At 60.8% G+C, this 18,055-nt stretch carries 15 protein-coding genes; 4 read left to right on the forward strand and 11 right to left on the reverse strand.

All coding sequences use genetic code 11. The features are described 5' to 3' along the window. Position 1 precedes the first annotated feature (1 nt). From Q1A32_RS04545 to Q1A32_RS04555, 3 genes are read right to left on the reverse strand one after another with little or no spacing between them, the layout of a single operon-like run. On the reverse strand, positions 2–1,237 hold the full coding sequence (locus Q1A32_RS04545) for an MFS transporter (RefSeq protein WP_299650119.1): 1,236 nt from the start codon (positions 1,235–1,237) through the stop codon (positions 2–4). Next, positions 1,234–1,992 carry a DUF1365 domain-containing protein gene (locus tag Q1A32_RS04550; protein WP_299650122.1) on the reverse strand — a complete coding sequence of 253 codons (759 nt, stop codon included), beginning with the start codon at positions 1,990–1,992 and terminating at the stop codon, positions 1,234–1,236. Before Q1A32_RS04550 ends, Q1A32_RS04545 begins: the two co-directional genes overlap by 4 nt. Beyond that, complete coding sequence (locus Q1A32_RS04555; protein WP_299650125.1) at positions 1,989–3,290, reverse strand: NAD(P)/FAD-dependent oxidoreductase; 1,302 nt, start codon at positions 3,288–3,290, stop codon at positions 1,989–1,991. Before Q1A32_RS04555 ends, Q1A32_RS04550 begins: the two co-directional genes overlap by 4 nt. A 229-nt stretch (positions 3,291–3,519) precedes the next feature. Between Q1A32_RS04555 and Q1A32_RS04560 the strand changes: the two genes are divergently transcribed. From Q1A32_RS04560 to Q1A32_RS04575, 4 genes are all read left to right on the forward strand, one after another. Next, positions 3,520–4,044 (forward strand): sigma-70 family RNA polymerase sigma factor, encoded by a 525-nt coding sequence (locus tag Q1A32_RS04560; protein WP_299610906.1) that lies wholly within the window; start codon positions 3,520–3,522, stop codon positions 4,042–4,044. Between the two features lie 5 nt (positions 4,045–4,049). Beyond that, the gene (locus Q1A32_RS04565) at positions 4,050–4,706 is read left to right on the forward strand and encodes a ChrR family anti-sigma-E factor (RefSeq protein ID WP_299650128.1); all 657 of its coding nucleotides are present in this window, start codon (positions 4,050–4,052) and stop codon (positions 4,704–4,706) included. 155 nt (positions 4,707–4,861) lie between these two features. Then, on the forward strand, positions 4,862–5,740 hold the full coding sequence (locus Q1A32_RS04570; RefSeq protein WP_299650132.1) for a phytanoyl-CoA dioxygenase family protein: 879 nt from the start codon (positions 4,862–4,864) through the stop codon (positions 5,738–5,740). Further along, positions 5,740–6,357 (forward strand): HD domain-containing protein, encoded by a 618-nt coding sequence (locus tag Q1A32_RS04575; RefSeq protein WP_299650135.1) that lies wholly within the window; start codon positions 5,740–5,742, stop codon positions 6,355–6,357. The genes Q1A32_RS04570 and Q1A32_RS04575 overlap by 1 nt, the downstream gene beginning before the upstream one ends. Here Q1A32_RS04575 and Q1A32_RS04580 read toward each other — a convergent pair. The 8 genes from Q1A32_RS04580 to Q1A32_RS04615 all read right to left on the reverse strand — a co-directional run bounded on the left by Q1A32_RS04580 (position 6,324) and on the right by Q1A32_RS04615 (position 18,009). Further along, on the reverse strand, positions 6,324–7,595 hold the full coding sequence (locus Q1A32_RS04580; RefSeq protein ID WP_299650137.1) for an adenylate/guanylate cyclase domain-containing protein: 1,272 nt from the start codon (positions 7,593–7,595) through the stop codon (positions 6,324–6,326). The genes Q1A32_RS04575 and Q1A32_RS04580 overlap by 34 nt on opposite strands. Beyond that, on the reverse strand, positions 7,592–8,830 hold the full coding sequence (locus Q1A32_RS04585) for a DNA recombination protein RmuC (protein ID WP_299650140.1): 1,239 nt from the start codon (positions 8,828–8,830) through the stop codon (positions 7,592–7,594). The genes Q1A32_RS04580 and Q1A32_RS04585 overlap by 4 nt, the downstream gene beginning before the upstream one ends. Next, positions 8,827–10,623 carry a DNA mismatch repair endonuclease MutL gene (gene mutL / locus Q1A32_RS04590; RefSeq protein WP_299650144.1) on the reverse strand — a complete coding sequence of 599 codons (1,797 nt, stop codon included), beginning with the start codon at positions 10,621–10,623 and terminating at the stop codon, positions 8,827–8,829. Before mutL ends, Q1A32_RS04585 begins: the two co-directional genes overlap by 4 nt. A 42-nt stretch (positions 10,624–10,665) precedes the next feature. Further along, positions 10,666–11,874, reverse strand: a complete 1,209-nt coding sequence (locus tag Q1A32_RS04595; RefSeq protein ID WP_299650147.1) for a urate hydroxylase PuuD — start codon at positions 11,872–11,874, stop codon at positions 10,666–10,668. A gap of 121 nt (positions 11,875–11,995) precedes the next feature. Beyond that, positions 11,996–13,006: a cytochrome d ubiquinol oxidase subunit II gene (locus tag Q1A32_RS04600; RefSeq protein ID WP_299650150.1), complete on the reverse strand. Its 1,011-nt coding sequence runs from the start codon at positions 13,004–13,006 to the stop codon at positions 11,996–11,998. A 5-nt stretch (positions 13,007–13,011) separates the two neighbouring features. Continuing rightward, positions 13,012–14,400 carry a cytochrome ubiquinol oxidase subunit I gene (locus tag Q1A32_RS04605; protein ID WP_299650153.1) on the reverse strand — a complete coding sequence of 463 codons (1,389 nt, stop codon included), beginning with the start codon at positions 14,398–14,400 and terminating at the stop codon, positions 13,012–13,014. A gap of 264 nt (positions 14,401–14,664) precedes the next feature. Further along, positions 14,665–16,419, reverse strand: coding sequence for a hypothetical protein (locus Q1A32_RS04610; RefSeq protein WP_299650156.1), 1,755 nt, complete (start codon positions 16,417–16,419; stop codon positions 14,665–14,667). A gap of 240 nt (positions 16,420–16,659) precedes the next feature. Continuing rightward, complete coding sequence (locus Q1A32_RS04615) at positions 16,660–18,009, reverse strand: aminotransferase class III-fold pyridoxal phosphate-dependent enzyme (RefSeq protein WP_299650159.1); 1,350 nt, start codon at positions 18,007–18,009, stop codon at positions 16,660–16,662. Positions 18,010–18,055: the final 46 nt, after the last annotated feature.

The raw sequence follows: 18,055 nt of genomic DNA on the forward strand, positions 1-18,055 counted from the left end.
CTCAGGTCTCCTTCAGATCGGTCGTGGCAAGCAGCGCAATGGCCACAACCTTGAGGCCACAAGGCACGGCTGCATACAGCAGCGTGAGAAGCGCAAGCGCTTCGGGCGGGTGCGTGGCCGCACCGCTGTCAAACCCCGCCCGCTCAAGCGCGGGCAGCAGGGTGACAGCGGCAAAGGCCAGGGTGAATTTCGACACAAAGGACCACAGGCCAAACCCTTCGGATGCCGAGGGGCTGATGCGGGCCATGCGGGTGGCAAAAACGGCAGGCAGCACGGTCAGATCGGCCCCCAGCGTGGCCCCCGACAGCGCACAGATGATGGCAAACGCAACCCAGTCGCCGGGGCCAAGGGTGACAGCCCACCCAAAGGCAAAAATGGCCAGCACCATTGCAGACAGAAGAACCGATTTGGGACCGTAACGTTCCGCCAGCCGACCCCAGACGGGGGCTGCCAAGGCCGCGGAGAGAAAGAACAAAAGCAATAGCGGTCCTTCGAAACCGGGGGCCTGCAGTCGGCTTTCCACGAAGAACAGGAACAGAGTCGAACTGACGGCCACGGGCGCTGCGTTGACCAGCGCGATCAACAACAGTTTCCGCGCCAGCGCATCGCCCAAAACGGCCTTGAACCCGACCGACGGCGGCAGGCCATCGCTGACCCATTCGCCGCGCATCATCACGACCGCGGCCAAGGCCAGAACCAGAAAGCCAACCGCGAACCCGGCAAAGGGCGCGCCCATGAAACCGCCCAGCATCACAGGCGCAATCGCGGCCAAGCAAACGCCCAGCAACGCGCCGGTCTCGCGCCAGCGCGCCAGCATCAAATGCCCCTGACCGGGCAGCCGATCCGCCTTGACCACACCTTGGGCATAGAAGTTGATTGTCAGGAAAGAGAACGCCGAAAACACGCCCGTCAGCATCAGGCCGAACCACACCAGCGGCGGCAGAAGCGGCGGCACAGCAAACAGGCCCAGCATCGACACCGCCATTACCGTCGAGCCGATCAGAATCGCCAAACCGCGCCGCGAGCGCAGCGCCTCGGACATCCGCCCGAACAGCGGATCCTGCACCACATCAAGCAGCCGCAAGCCAAATAAGACAGCGCCCAAAGCGGCCAGCGACACACCGTATTCGTCAACGTAAAACTTCGGCGCATGGATATAGATCGGCAGCCCGGCCGCACTCAGCAACGCGGCGAAGACCGCATAGGCGGGCAGACGTGTGGGCTGCGCATTGCTCACCGCGACACTTCCTTGGACGGGGGCACGGGGCGCGCGCGATAGGTGGCGCGTTTCCACCAGAGTTTCAGCGCCTGCCAGTGGATCAGCGCCAGCACACGGCGCGACCCGAACGGACGGCGCAGGACCGCGCGCAGAATGCGCCCGTTGGTCAAGGCACAACGCTGTCCGGTCAATGTGGCGATCAGCCCACCTTCGCCGCGGGTGTAGTCAATCCAAACGCCGATCCGGTCATCCCGGATGTCGAAGCGAAATTCATACCCACCTTCAACAGGTTGGAAGGGCGAGACATGGAAAATCTTGGTCGCCTGCATCCGGTCTTCGGCTGCGATGGGCCGCAGGTCGGAGTGGTTCACCAAGTAACTGTGGCGGTCGCCAAACGTGTTCGTCACCTCAGCGATCACGGCGATCATCTGATCATCTTCACGGCGGCACAGCCAGAAGCTGACGGGGTTGAATACATAGCCCATGACCTTGGGCTGGGCCAGAAGTTCAATGCGTGCCACGCCGTTGATCTGGTGGGCCTGCAGCACGTCGCGCACCCACGCAGCCCCCCGTCCCTGGTGCGGTGCGCCGCCGTGATCCACATCATCCAACGCCATCAGCCCGCGCGTATTGCGCCCGAACAGGCGCGGCACACGCAGCTCAGCCTCGGCGTCCAGCAGCATGTAATCGACGCTGTAGCGAAAGGCATTCTCGATGCCCCCCTTGCGCCCGTGAAACGTCACGCCCGCGATATGATCGACGGTCGCCGTCATTCCGCGGCCACCTGCAATTGCGGTGTGCGCAGCAGTGCGCGGGCCACGTCCAGACCCGCAGTCAGGCCATCTTCGTGGAACCCGTGCCGCATCCATGCGCCACAATACCACGTGTTGTTGGACCCATTCATCGCGCGCACCTGATCCTGCGCGGCCAGTGCGGCCAGATCATAGACCGGATGGCGCAGCACCGTCTGGTCGTAAATCAACTCCTCGCGGATCGTGCGTTTGGTGTTCAGGGTGACAAAGTGCATGTCGTCCATCGGGATCGGTTGCAGCGAGTTGATCCAATAGGTCAGGTCGATGCGGTCGGACTGCGCGCCCTTGTCCTCGGTATAGACCCAGCTGGACCAGACCTGCCGCCGCGTGGGCATGATGCTGTCGTCGCGGTGCAGAACCACGTCATTGGGCTGGTACTTCACAGCACCTAGGGCGGCCTTTTCATCCTCGGTCGGGTCATCGAGCAGGGCCAGGCTGTCGTCGGAATGGGTGGCAAAGATGACCTCGTCGAACATCTCCCATTCGCCGCCCCAGGCCTTGACCTGTGCACCGCCCTCCGTGCGGCGCACGGACTGGACCGGCGCACCAAGGCGGATGTCGACGCCGTTGCCCAGCATCGCCGCCTCGATCCGGCGGACATATTCGATGGACCCGCCATCGACCGTGTACCACTGGTGCTGTCCGGTGGCGTTCAGAAGCGCGTGGTTTTCAAAGAACTGGATCATGGCGTGGGCCGGAAAATCCATGATCTTCTCCACCGGGGTGGACCAGATCGCACCGCTGAGCGGCAGCAGATAGAAATCGCGGAACCAGTCTCCCGTCCCCATCACGTCCAGAAACTGCGCGACGGTGCGCGTTCGATCTTCATTCGCGAAACGCAGGGCGTTCTTGTTGAACCGCAGGATGTCCCTGACCATGCCAAGAAACTTTGGGTTCAGCGCATTGCGACGTTGGGCAAAAAGCGCATCCAGGCTGGCGAGGCCGTATTCCAGCCGCCCGCCGTCGATGGATGCGCCAAAGCTCATGTTCGACTTCACGACAGGCACGTCCAGTTCATCGAATAGGCGGGCCATGTTGGGGTAGTTGGCGTAGTTGAACACCAGAAACCCCGTATCCACCGGCTGATCGCCGCGTTTGCCCGCCATTATGGTGCGAGCGTGCCCGCCCAAGCGCGGCTCTGCTTCGAATAAGGTGACATGGTGGTCGGACGCAAGAGTATGGGCAGCGCCCATCCCTGATATCCCGCCCCCGATTACGGCAATGCGTTTCGGAGCGGCGGCAGCAATTTCAAATGGCATAAGTCGTCAGTTCCCGTACGTCCCAAGGTTTGTTCTATCTACGCAGGCATGACGCAACCGGATGCACAATAACCAGACTTTTATTTTTGATCCGAAGCACTTTGTGTCGCGTAGACGGTTTATGTTTGCGGGTTTAGACACGTCAAAGACAGATGCGCAGCTGTCCATCGGTATCATTCCGGGGGCGGCGACAGGACCGGCACTCATGCAAGACAGCGATGCAAAACGAATGCAGTGGGTCGACCACATGGTTCGTATTCGCGACGATCAGGATCAGGCGGCCTTTGCCGCGCTGTTCGACCACTTTGCCCCGCGGGTCAAAGGGTTCCTGATGAAGTCGGGCGCGGATGCGTCGCTGGCAGAAGAATGCGCCCAGGAGGTGCTGGCGACCTGCTGGCACAAGGCGCACATGTTTGACCCCGCGCGGGCCTCGGTGGCGACATGGATCTTCACCATTGCGCGGAACCGAAAGATCGACGTGCTGCGCAAGCAGCGCCGCCCTGAGCCTGAAGATTTGGCATGGGGCCCTGAAGAAGAACCTGATCAGGCCGATGTGATGGCCTTGCAACAGGAAAGCGAACAGTTGGGTCGGGCAATCTCTGAACTGCCTGCAGCCCAGCGGGAATTGATACAAAAGGCGTATTTCGGGGATCTGTCCCACAGTGAAATCGCCGAACAAACCGGTCTGCCCCTGGGCACGATCAAATCTAGGATTAGATTGGCGCTTGAACGATTGCGCCACGCGATGAAGTGACGGATATGACACAACAGATCACACATCACCTGACGGATAACATCCTGATGGGCTATGCTGCGGGGACGTTACCCGAGGCCTTCAACCTTATGGTTGCTACACATGTGTCGCTTTGCGATGCGTGTCGGGCGCAAGTCGAAAGCTACGATGCTGTTGGCGGTGCTGTACTGGACCAGACACCCGGCAACGATATTTCGCTCACTCCGGGCAGCTTTGCCGCCACGATGGCGCTGATTGCCGGCGGTGCCCCTGATGAGATCCGCAAACCCCGCAGCCGTGACGTTGTGCTGCCGAAACCGCTGCAAGACTACGTGGGCGGCGGCCTTGACAGTGTTAAATGGCGGTCGATTGGCATGGGCGTGAAACAGGCGATCCTGCCCACGTCGAAAGATGCCTCGGCCCGTCTGCTTTATATCCCGGCAGGTGCGGCGATGCCCGACCACGGCCACCACGGCACCGAGATGACGATGGTGTTGCAGGGCGCGTTTCAGGACGAAGATGACTATTTCGCCCGTGGCGATGTGGAAGTGGCCGACAGCGATCTGCACCACACGCCCGTGGCCGACATCCATGAAGATTGCATCTGCCTAGCCGTGACGGACGCGCCACTGCGCTTCCAAGGGCTACTACCCAAGATCGCACAACGGTTCGCACGCATCTGAGGTCTGGCGGAGGGTACCTCCGCCCTACTCTTCCCACCCACCGTGTAAGACGGACGTGTCGCCCGTCAAAATCCGACGGTGCTTTTGTCGCCCTCGGAACAGAATTGCGCGCACCATGTGCCAACCCTGACCACGTCAAAAGGTCAGGAGGCACCATGCTTTCGTCTCATACCTTGTCCGCAGGTCGGCTCAGCGCCAATCAACAAGCGCAGTATTGGCAAGACGGGTTTCTCTTTCCGCTGCCGTCTATTTCCGTTGACACGGCCCATGCTGCCCGCGCTGAGCTGGAACATATAGAAGCTGCGTATCATATGGCGGACCTGCCTCACCCGCTCAACACCTACAAACGCGTCAACGCCCACGTGGTCATGCCAATGGCCGTCCGCATCGCGCGTGATCCCGCCATATTGGATGTGATCGAGGGCATCTTGGGCCCCGACATCCTGATCTATTCGACCGAGTTCTTCATCAGGGAACCCAACACCGCCCACATCGTGTCGATGCATCAGGACCTGACCTATTGGGGCCTTGGCGCCATCGACGGGCTGGTCACGGCATGGATCGCGCTGTCACCGGCCACACCTGCGTCCGGCTGCATGGACTTTGTCGCGGGCAGCCACAAGAACGCGATCCTTGAACACGAGGACAACTTTGATCCCAACAACCTGTTGTCCCGCGGCCAGGAGGTGAAGGTGGACGTCGCCTCCGAGGACAAGACCGCCATCGAAATCCACCCCGGCCAGATGTCGCTGCATCATGGCCTGTCCATCCATGGCTCGGGCCCCAATACCACCGACGACCGGCGTATCGCCTGCGTGGTCCGCTATATCCGCCCCGATATGGCGCAAGAGGTCGGCGCGCAGGACTACGCCATGCCCGCACGGGGCACGGACACCTATGGCAATTTTATCCATGTGCCGGTGCCGACTGCCAACTTTACGCCCGAGGCACTGGCGCTTTACGATGACATCCGCGCCTCACAGGCCAAGGTCATGATGAAAGACGCCAAGGGCAGTACGGAGATTTACGCCTAATGGACCATGTGAAATTCACCGCGATGAAGGACGGCGACAAGGAGGATTACGACTTCCTGACCGCGCACGAGATCGAATACACGCGCGGCACCGCTGACCGTCTGCTGACCGCGCTCGAAACGCTGGATGACAGCCTGTCCGGCTATCAAGTCACACGCCTTGGCCGTTCCGTCCAATCCGCCACACGGGCGTGGCGGGACGGGGCGGATACCGACTGGGTGGTTGCAACCCTGCTGCACGACATCGGCGACATCTTTGCCCCTTACAACCACGACGAATATGCGGCCTCGATCCTCAAATCCTGTGTGCGCGAGCAATGCACATGGGTGGTCGAGAAACACGGCGATTTCCAGATGATCTATTATGGGCAGCATGTGGGCGCGAACCCGCACAAACGGGATGCGTACAAGGGGCACCCCTATTTCGACGACTGTGCGGCGTTCTGCGAACGCTGGGACCAGTCGAGTGTCGACCCTGACTATGCTAGCCTGTCTCTTGATTTCTTCCGGGACATGGTGCGCGACGTGTTCGCGCGTGACGCTTACGACCCTGATGTGATGCAACCGGGCGTGCGCGTCCCGCTTCAGGACGCGGAAGTGGCCGCCGCGCGCGCCTGATCCAGTGACAGACCCCAGACAGAAATGCTGCCCTGACGACCCGGCAGCGTGAGTGACGGAATATGTTGCCACCCCGGCTCGCGATGATCGAGGGCTTGCATCACGTCCTCTGATACAAGCAGCGCCATGCCTTCGGCCTTGGTCGCCGCCTCAAGCCGGGCCGCGACGTTCACCGTGTCCCCCAGAACCGTGTGTTCCAGGCGGCCCTCGTCCCCGACGACGCCGGCAAAGACATTGCCCAAGTGAATGCCGATCCCAAGGGGCACCTCATCGAAATGGGCCAGAACGTCATGGGCAAAAGCGACCGCACAGGTCGCCGCATCTGCGTGCCGGTCATCAAAGATGATCATCGCGCCGTCGCCCACGAACTTGTCCACGATCCCCCCCGTTGCATCCGCCGCCTTGGAAATGCACGCCCGGTAACGTGCCAGAAAGGCCGACAAATCAGGCGGGGCCATGGTTTCTGCCAGCGCCGTGAAGCCCCGTATGTCGATGAACAGAATTGCCATACGCTTTTGTTCACCCGCCCGCATGGCATCCAGTCCCCGCACGGCCAGTTGGTCATCCAGTTCCGTCGGCAGAAACCGGGTCAGCTGCCCGCGGGCCTGCGCCTCGTCAATCGACCGGCGCAACAGCGCCCGAATGCGCATGGACGCGGCCACCAGCACAATCGCCGCCAAAGAGATCATGACGATCCGCACCACATTGGGCGGCCAGCCAAAGAGAAAGCGCAGCCCCTCCCGCGCTTCGGTTTCAGGGCCCAGAAACGGAATGTTCAGGATCACCGAAAAACCGACGATCAGCACCACGGACATGCAGGCCAAAAGCGCCGGATTGAACCGCAACGCGCCGCAGGCCAGCACGACAGGGATCAACCAGATCGTCGGGAAGGCGGAAATGAACTGGCCCGACAGGCCCATGTTCGACAGGCTGAGCCATGACCCAAGCAGAATGAAAACACAGTCGATCAGCGCCGATGGCCACGCCATCCACGCGCGGAACTGACCGCTGCGGATCAACAGGATGATGACAGTGCCCAACCCGAAATAGCTGGCCATGGTGAAGGCGGCATAAAGCAGTTGCTGTTCCAGCACCTCAGATTGCGGCATCCCCGTGAACCACAGTGCCACGAGCAGGACAACGCCCAAAGAACTGGAAATGATCAGCCGCAGAATGCCGATCAGGTGTTCCGCCTGCGCTTCGGCTTCGAAGAAAATCCGTTGTGCCTGGGGGGTCATTCCGCCGCTGGCGCGCTGCTGTTCAGCGCGAGAGTGGCTTGGTCTTCCAGTTCCTCGAAATCGAAATTGTCCAGCCGGTTGGCCCGCTTGCCCGCCTTTTCGGCGCTGATCTTGATGTCTTCGATGTCTTTGGAGGCTTGGGAAAAGTGCCGGTCCAGATTGCCCACACGCGTGCCCAGCCGGTCCACATCCGTCACCAGCATCGACAATTCCTTGCGAATGGCCCCCGCCTGTTCGCGCATCCGCGCATCCTTGAGGATCGCGCGCATCGTGTTCAGCGTCGCCATGCAGGTCGTGGGCGATACGATCCACACGCGCTTGTCGAACCCTTCGCGCACCAGATCGGGGAAGTTGGCGTGCAGTTCAGCATAGACCGCTTCGGACGGCAGGAACATCAGCGCACCATCGGCTGTTTCACCGTCGATGATGTATTTGTCCGAGATGTCGGCGATGTGTTTTTTGACAGCCGTTTTCATCGCGGCGACAGCCAACTTCAGATCCTGATCCGTCTCGGCCCGGCGCAGCGCTTCATAGGCTTCCAGCGGGAACTTTGAATCGATCACAATCGGCCCCGGTGGGTTCGGCAGATGCACCATGCAATCCGCGCGCTTGCCGTTCGACAGCGTCGGCTGCCAGGCATAGCTGTCCTTGGGCAGCGCCTTGCCCACAATGTCGCGCAGCTGGATTTCCCCAAAGGCACCGCGTGTCTGCTTGTTCGACAGGATGTCTTGCAGGCTCAATACATCGCCCGACAGTTTGGTGATGTTATCTTGCGCCTTGTCGATGGCGGCCAGGCGTTCCTGGAGTTGCGTCAGGCTGGTGGTCGTTTGCTTGGAACTCCCGTGCAGGGTTTCCTTCATCCGCTCCTGCATTTCGGTCAGGCTGCGCTGGCTGCGCATCGCGTTGTCGGCCAGCCGTTCCTGCATCTGCTGCTGCACCGCGCCAAGGCGTTGTTCGACCGTCTGGGCCAGTTGTGCCTGCCCGTTGGTAGCAGTGTCGGACACCGTCTGGATCGAGGCGCGCAGGCCTTCCTGCCCCTGCGCCAGACCCTGTACATGCTGTCCGAGATAGCCCAATTGCTGCGCCAGCGGCTCTGTCGCCCGTGCAGACCGACCAGCGGCGCGCAAGGCGAGGATCAACAGCAAAACGATCAGCACCAGAGCACTGGCCCCGACCAGAGCGGCCACAACCAGCGGGTCGCTAGTGTCAAATGTCATGTCGCCAATCTGGATCATGTGCGTCCGAACAGCCGTTCGATATCGGCCAGCTTGAGTTCTACATAGGTGGGCCGCCCGTGATTGCACTGGCCGGAATGCGGCGTCGCCTCCATTTCACGCAGAAGCGCATTCATTTCCTCGGCCCGCATCCAGCGACCCGACCGGATGGAGCCGTGGCAGGCCACGCGGGACAGGATCGCTTCGACTTGCGCTTGCACGGATTGCGAGGACCCAAGATCGGCCAACTCATCCAGAATGTCGTGGATCATCGCCTTGGCATCGACCTCACCCAGAATGGCCGGCGTTTCGCGCACGGCGATGGCGTCCCCGCCAAAGGCTTCGATGCCCAGACCGAAGCGCGCCAGATCGTCGGCAACCTCCAACAGCCGCGCGCAATCGCCGGAGGACAGGCTTACGATCTCGGGGATCAACAATGCCTGTGCTGCCACGCCGTTCTCGGCCATCTGGCGTTTCAGCTTTTCATAGACCAGACGTTCGTGCGCCGCATGCTGGTCCACGATCACCATGCCTGTCGCTGTTTGGGCCACGATGTAATTCTCGTGCACTTGGCCCCGCGCGACGCCAAGAGGCAGATCCTCGGGTTCTTCCATCGGCGCTGTTTCGACCACCTGCGCGCTGAAGTCCTGCGCCATCTCGGCAAAGCCGCTGTCCCCGCGGGGACCAAGGCTGGGCCTGTCCATCTGATACACACGCGGCTCGGTTGGTTCGGGCCGCATCGCGCCCAGCGTCGCGCCTGCAACGGTTGTAGACGCCCGGTGCCCCGCATCCGCCAGCGCGTGGCGTAGACCCGACACGATCAAGCCGCGCGCCGTGCCGGGGTCGCGAAACCGTACTTCGGACTTGGCGGGGTGCACGTTCACGTCGACCAGCTGCGGGTCGCAATCCACGAACAGGGCCGCCGCCGGGTGCCGGTCGCGGCTAAGAAAATCGAAATAGGCGGCCCGGAGCGCACCCGTCAGCAGCTTGTCCTTCACCGGGCGGCCGTTCACATAGAGAAACTGCGCCACGGCCGCGCCGCGCGAATAGGTTGGCAAAGCGGCGTAGCCCGTCAGGTGCAGACCCTCACGCTCGGCATCAATCGCAATGGCGTTGTCGGTAAAGTCCTGCCCCAGCACGTCGCGCAACCGCCCCTTGAGGGCTGCCATCACGTCACCGCTTTGCGCCTCAACCTTGAACACAGTGCGCGGATCGTTCGACACATCTCGCAGCTCGAACCTGATGAAAGGCTCGGCCATGGCGAGGCGCTTGATGATGTCGGTGATCGCCTGTGCCTCGGCCCGGTCGGTGCGCAGGAATTTCAGACGCGCAGGCGTGGCATAGAAAAGGTCACGCAGGGTGATGACCGTGCCGCCGTTCAAAGCGGCGGGTTTCACGGCGCTCATCTCGCCCCCGGCGACGCTGATCTCTGCCGCTGCCTCACCCGGCACGCGGCTGGTGATGGTCAAACGCCCGACCGCGCCAAGGCTCGGCAATGCCTCACCCCGGAACCCGAAGGTGTGGATGTTCAAAAGGTCACTGCCGTCGATCTTGGACGTGGCATGGCGGCTGAGCGCGAGGGGCAGGTCACCAGCAGCGATACCGCACCCATCGTCCGTCACCCGGATCAGGGTCTTGCCCCCGTCCGCCACATCAACGGAGATGCGTTTGGCCCCGGCATCTATCGCGTTTTCAACCAGTTCCTTGACGGCAGAGGCCGGGCGTTCCACCACTTCGCCCGCCGCGATGCGGTTGATTGCTGCATCGTCCAACTGTCGGATAACAGGACGTATGTTGGGGGCGTGGGTGTTCATGCCACAAGACTTAGCATGTGGCGCGCCGATTCGACCAGCGGTTCAGCCGCCGATTGCGTTGCGATACCACGCAACGATGGCGGCGCGTTCGTCGTCTTCCATGTAGCTGAGGTTTGCGGGCGGCATCGCGTGACTGACGCCCGATTGCAGGTACACCGCGCGGGCCTGCCGCGTCAGATCGGCCTCCGTCTCCAGCACCACACCTTTGGGCGCCCAATGCAGGCCCGGCCACACAGGTTCGGCTGCGTGGCACATGCTGCACCGGCCCAGCACGATGTTGTGGACATCCGTGAAACCCGGCACCTCTGCAAAGCGGGTGACCACGGCCGCCTCCCGGTCATCCGTGGGGACCGTGGACAGCCACGCAATCAGGATGAACAGGATCACCGTCACGCCCCACGTCCAGTGCGGGTTCCCTTTGCGCGAATGGTGGGTGTTGAACCAGTGCCGGATCGTGACGCCCATGAGGAAGACGAGGCTGGCGATCACCCAGTTCCATTCGGACGCAAAAGCGAGCGGGTAGTGGTTGGAGAGCATCAGGAAGATGACCGGCAGCGTGAGGTAGTTGTTGTGGGTTGAGCGCTGTTTGGCGATCTTGCCGTAGATCGCATCGGGCGTGCGCCCGGCCATCAGATCGGCCACCACGATCTTCTGGTTCGGGATGATGATGAAGAACACGTTGCCCGACATGATCGTGGCCGTGAACGCGCCCAGATGCAGAAGGGCGGCGCGACCGGTGAACACCTGTGTGTAGAACCACGACATCGCGATGAGCACGGCGAACAGCGCCACCATCAGAACGGTCTGGTCGGCGTTCACGAAGACCTTGCAGAGCGTATTGTAAATCATCCAACCGGCGGCCAGTGAGACAAGCGAAATGCCCACCGCCTGCCACGTCGCCAGATCCATCACATTGGGGTCGATCAAGTAAAACTCGGCCCCCAGATAATAGACCAGCACAAGCAGGATGAACCCGCTGATCCAGGTCCAGTAGCTTTGCCATTTGTGCCAGATCAACCCGTCAGGCATGCCAGCGGGGGCCACCAGATACTTCTGGATGTGGTAAAACCCGCCGCCATGGACCTGCCATTCCTCGCCATCCGCGCCGCTTTGCAGGTTGCGATCCCGGTGCAGGCCCAGATCCAGCGCGATGAAATAGAACGACGACCCGATCCACGCGATGGCCGTGATCACATGCAGCCAGCGCACTGCGAATTCCAGCCATGCGCCCATGACGGCCAGGTCGTACATGTCGGTGTCCCTCTCGTTCCCGCCCGCCACGTTAGATGCGGCGCGCGGGAGACGAAAGGGGGATTGGGGCGCTGCCCCCGGCCTTTGGCCTCCCCCGTGGTATTTTTAGTCAGAAGATGCCCTAGTCGTAGCGCAATTCTGCAGCCTTGCCCTTGAACACCCAATAGGCGAGTGCCGTGTAGCCGCCGATCATCGGGATCACCACGATCGCGCCCACGAGGATGATCATGAGGCTTTCAGGCGCACTGGCTGCTTCGTAGATCGTCAGCTTTTCCGGCACGACGTAGGGGTAAAAGGAATAGGCCAAACCGCCAAACGCCAAGATGAACAGTGCAATCGCGTAGGCGAAGGGTGACTTGGCCCCGGCATCCGTCGGGTTCGGCAAGCGTCGCAGTGATCGCCACAGCAGGAGGACCATGATCCCCGACAGGATCGGCAGCGGTGCCAGTATGAAGATTTCCGGCACCGCGAACCATTTGTCAAAGATACGCGGGCTGACCAGCGGTGTGGCCAGCGATACAGCGCCAAGCCCAAGGACAAGGCCCCAGATACCACCCTTCGCCCATGTGACCGCCTTAAACTGCAGCTGCTCTTCGGTTTTCAGGATCAACCAACACGCGCCGATCATCGAATAGGCAACCGTCAGGAACACGGCGGTGATCATCGCAAAGGCCCACGTGCCCAAAGTGCTTTCAAGGCCCATGACGTATTTGCCAAGCATGAACCCCTGGCTCAGCGACGTCATCAGCGACCCGATGAAGAACAGCCAATTCCATGTGGCCTTGTGCGGTGTAGGTGCTTTGACCCGAAACTCAAACGCAACACCGCGCAGGATCAGACCGATCAGCATGATCGCCACGGGCAGGTACAGCGCTGTCAGGATCGTGCCATGGGCGGTGGGGAACGCCACCAGCAACAGCCCGATGGCCAGAACCAACCACGTCTCGTTCGCGTCCCAGAACGGACCGATGGAGGCCACCATCATGTCCTTTTCACCATCTGTGGCGAAGGGGAACAAGACCCCCACGCCCAGATCGAAGCCGTCGAGGACCACGTAAACGAGGATCGACACGCCCATCAGGCCTGCGAAGGTGAACGGCAGCCATTGTGCCGGATCGCCAAACATCTCCATGCGCTTTACTCCGCCGGAACTTCACGTGCGATGGCTTGGCCGGACAGGGGTGTCCGGGGCCGCGGCACGTCACCGTCCACCGCCTTGCGGGCGAGGAAGAACAGCACGCCGATATAGGCCGACAAGAGTAGGGCATAGATCGCCAGATACGCGCCCAATGTGGTGCCCACAAAGGGTGCAGGCACATCCGCCACCGCCTGTTTGGTGGTCAGCACGCCCTGCACCAGCCATGGCTGACGCCCGATCTCGGTCGTGTACCACCCGGCCAGCGTCGCCACCCAGCCCGAAAAAGCCATCGGCACCATTGCGTAGTACATGAATGTCGGAATGCCTTCGGGGCCGCGTCTTTTGCGCAGCATCAGGAACGCGCCCGCCCAGCTCAGGAACAGCATGGCGAACCCGGTGCCCACCATGATGCGGAAGGACCAGAACACGGGGGCCACAGGCGGGTGCAGCACCTCGCCATCTTCGGTGACAAAGTCGTTCAGACCCGGCACAACCCCATCCGCTTTGTGCTTGAGGATGACAGAGGCCATGTTGGGAATGCCGACCTCAAAGTGATTGGTCCGCGCCTCTTCATCAGGAATGGCGAACAGCAGCAGAGGGACGTTTGATTGCGTCTCCCAATTGCCCTCCATCGCGGCGACCTTCTGCGGCTGGTATTCAAGCGTATTGAGGCCGTGCAGGTCACCCATGAAGATCTGCACCGGGATCAGCATCGCACCCATGAACACACCGGTTTTCAGCGTCACACGCACGCCCTGGCTGCGATCCCCCAAAAGCCAGCGGAAGGCGCTGAAGCCCGCGATCAGGAAGGCCACTGTAAGCCCCGATGCCAGCATCATGTGGATAAAGCGGTAGGGCATAGACGGGTTGAAGATGATGTCGAACCAGCTGGTGGCAAAGGCCACGCCTTCGCGCATCTCGAACCCCTGTGGCGTGTGCATCCAGCTGTTCAGAACGATGATCCAGAAAGCGGACATGGTTGTCCCAAAGGCCACGAGGAAGGTGGCCAACGTGTGCAACCAACTGGGAACGCGGGAAAACCCGAACAGCATGATGCCAAGGAACACCGCCTCCAGGAAGAAGGCCGTCATGATCTCATAGGCCAGCAGCGGCCCCGCGATGTTGCCCACGGTCTCCATGAAACCGGGCCAGTTGGTCCCGAACTGGAAGGACATGGTGATGCCCGAAACCACGCCCATTGCAAAGCTGAGGGCGAACACCTTCACCCAGAAGCGGTAGGCATCCATCCAGCGCACATTGCCGGTCGCATTGAAGCGCAGTTTGAAGAACAGCAGCACCCAGCCCAAGGCGATCGTGATCGTCGGGAACAGGATGTGAAACGAGATATTGGCCCCGAATTGAATACGGGACAGCATGAGGGTGTCCATAAAGGCCTCCGCTTAAGAAAAACGGTTACGTTGTCGTGTCTTGGGTCAGATATAGACCCCGCATGACCCGGGTCAGCGGGGGTGCGACAGGGTGCACATGCGCGTTTTGTCACAGACGGGTGGGTGGGTACGTTGCGTGTGTGTTGGGGTCTGCACGCGGTGAGCGTGCGAACGGGTTGCCGAATTATTTTGCTGGCCGCTATGAGGACAAAGCGTACTTGTCGATAGCGATACCAATATCAGCATTGGCAAAATATCTATAGTTCAGTTGCAGTACTCGTAAGCACCTAGATCGCAGGGAAATTTGCGGATGCGATTGGCCAAACTCCTGTCACGCCGGAAACCGTCGCTCCCTTGGTCATACTCCTGAGCCAGAATAGAGCAGCCAGATCCATCTTCGAGACACGCACGCAAGTTCGCTGCGGCGTAGATTTCTGCATCACCGTCTGTGTACCCCGCCAAATGACGGCATCCGGAAACTTCCCCCAAGTCACAGGCGCGTCGAAACAACTTGATGGCTTCATGCTCGTCCGTCCCAACATTCCTTCCAAGCTCGAACTCCATCCCAAGCCTGTCGCAGCTTGCACCTTCGCCGTTGTCGCAACCGCGCTGCCATGCGGGCAGAAACAGGTCGGGGCGACTTCGCGATCCACGTCCGGAATGCATGTCTCCGAAATGTGTGCAGGCCGGGAAATACCCTGTGGCGCACAGACCTTCAAAGATCGCCCCGCGCGTCTCGCGGTCGCCGATACCGTCGAAATGGCCCCAGTCGAACCCACGCCCGGCGCGGTCGTCGTAGAACCCGGCCAATGTCGCACAGGCTGCATTCTGACCACTTGCACAGGCACGCGCTGTTCTGCGGACGGCTCCGTGCGTCTCCGGGGGAAAAAGAAAGTACTCAGGTTTTACGAGTGCCTCGAACACCGAACCTCCGGCACGATTTTCGGCCATTCTTGCACGGGCGTCATTCCAACTTGTCGCGAGGTCACGGTGGGGGTTCGGAAGTGTTTCCAGACACGCCTCCGGACTGCCAGAGCCACAAACCACGGGTGCTTGAGACACCTCTGACGCGCGACCCGTATTTCGACACGCCCACGCTTTACCAAGGTTGCACGCACGCTCTTTGTAAACACGTGCCCTTTCCACATCTGCTGTGACGAATTTGCCTTCCTTAAGGACAGACGCCAGAGATGCGCAGCTATCCGCATGAAATTGGTCGCACCCTGTTTCAAGGTTACGGACGACGTCATCCCAATCCGGTGGTTGTGTCTCTTCATCCCGGGCAAGACCAGTCGCCAAGGAATAATTGTCACTCAACGCAAACAGGTAAGTCGCATGACAATTCGCCCCGTCACCGCTTGCGCAAGCCGCTCGGCTCAGCCGCCGGGATCGGGACTTCAGGTCCCGCATCTCTTTCAGGGCGCGCGGGTCTGAGTGTCGCATGTATAGCTTCTCGGCGCGGTCCGCCAAAGCGTCACAAGCGATGCCGTCGCCCAAGTCGCATGCTGAAACAAGAACCGGAACAAGGGCTGCTCTGGCGTCGTCGACGTCGAGCCGGAACGGCCCGAATAAAGGGTCGATCTTGTGGCACCCTTCCATCACGCCCCGATAGCAGCCAAGTTCGAACATCGCGGTCGCCAGATCCCTGTCTATCCAGGTACCAATCCCAAGGCGATAAAGTTCGGCCAGTTCCAGACAGCGCCGCCCATCGCCATCCAGACAGGCGAGGCGATGCGCCCGCGCTTTTGGGCGGACGGCTGGCGTGAAATCGTCGTCCGCTTCACGAACCAAAACCTGCACCTCTACGAGCCGCAAGGCGTCCATGGCCAGTTCCGTCAGCTTGGCATCTCGCGCCTCGCGACGTGTTCTCGATTGCTTTGCAAGTTTGGCGAACTGCGCTGGTGACAGAGTCCGGGCATTCACGTCGTTCAATTCCGGCCATGCATTGAAGAGCATATCATCCTCAGCATGGGTGATACTGCCAAATATAAGGAGAGCAAGGATGCAAAGATATTTCATTTTAGCCCTACCGTTTTGTGAACGGTATTTGGGGAAATTGTCGTTATGTGGCCCAGAATCGCACCGTTCTATGGCGTTGGCTCGACGGAAGCCAAATCTCACGATATCCAAATGGCTTTGCTGAGCTTCGCGGCCAAGCGTGGTTAAGGAATACGGACATTCGCGTTGACTGCAGCATTGGTCACTGTGGGCTCGACAGCAGACCTTCCCCCGCTACCGACAACCAAAACACGCCGCCACTCAAACCGCACCCAACCCCGCATCCAACGCTGACAACACCTGCGCAATCTCGTCCTCCGTCACCACAAGCGGCGGTGACATCATGATGTTGTTGCCCCCGATGCGCACCATGGCGCCCGCCTCATACGTGGCCTTGTGGATGCGCTTGGTGGTTTCCGCGTCCAAAGGGGCCTTGGTGCCCCGGTCCGCTACCAACTCAACTCCGGTCATCAACCCGTGTCCGCCGCGCACGTCACCGACAACGCTGTGCTTTTCCATCAGGGAGACACAGCCGTCATAAAGCTGTGCACCCCGCGGCCCCGCATTCGCGCGGGTGTCCAGTCGCAAGGTTTCCTCCAGACAGGCCGTCACCGCAGCCGCCCCCACAGGATGCGCCGAATAGGTGTAGCCGTGGAAAATCGCGCCATCGGCATCCGCGTGTTCAAATACTTCAGCCACTGCCTCGCTCATCAGCGCAGCACCAACCGGGAAATAGCCCGAGGTGATGCCCTTGGCACAGCTCATCATATCCGGCTGCACGCCCCAATGCCGCGACCCTGACCAATCGCCCGTTCGGCCAAACCCGGTGATCACCTCGTCAGCAATCATCAGAATGCCGTGCCGGTCACAAATCTCGCGCATCAGCGGCATGAATGTCTCGTGCGGGACGATGACACCGCCCGCACCCTGGATCGGCTCCATGATGAAGGCGGCAATGCTGCCCGGCCCTTGGAACTGGATCTCATCCTCCATCGCGGCGGCGATGTTCTGAGCCAACACAGCCGGGTCCGTTTCGTGAAACGGATTGCGATAAGGATAGGGCGACGGCAGATGGAAACAGCCGGGCATCAGCGGCTCATAGGCGATGCGAACACGATTGTTGCCGTTGACCGACGCCCCGCCGAAATGCGTTCCGTGATAGCCTTTCTTCAGCGACAGGAACTTGCTCCGTCCCGGTTCGCCCTTGATGCGGTGATACTGCCGGGCAAGACGCAAACACGTTTCGACCGAATCCGAGCCCCCGGAGGTAAAGAACACCCGCGCCATCCCATCAGCCTCAAAGAACGAGCGCACGGCATAAGACGCCTCAATCGCCGTCGGGTTCGAGGTGCCGAAGAAGGCGGAGTAATAGGGCAGATCATAGAGCTGCTTGGCAATCGCGTCTTTCACTGCGTTGTTGGAATAGCCCAGGTTCACACACCACAAACCACCCACCGCATCCACGGTCTTGTGTCCGTCAATATCCTCGATCACCGACCCCTCGGCCCCGGTAATAATGGTTGGCGCATGGGCCATCGCCTCGCCCGGATGACCCATCGGGTGCCACATATGGCGGGCGTTGTTGGCGCGCAGGAAATTGTCGTCTTTCATCATGGCCTCCCTCGGTTGCCCTCACCGGGCCACAAAAAAAGAAGCA

The sequence above is a fragment of the uncultured Tateyamaria sp. genome (genome assembly GCF_947503415.1).
Lineage (GTDB): Bacteria > Pseudomonadota > Alphaproteobacteria > Rhodobacterales > Rhodobacteraceae > Tateyamaria.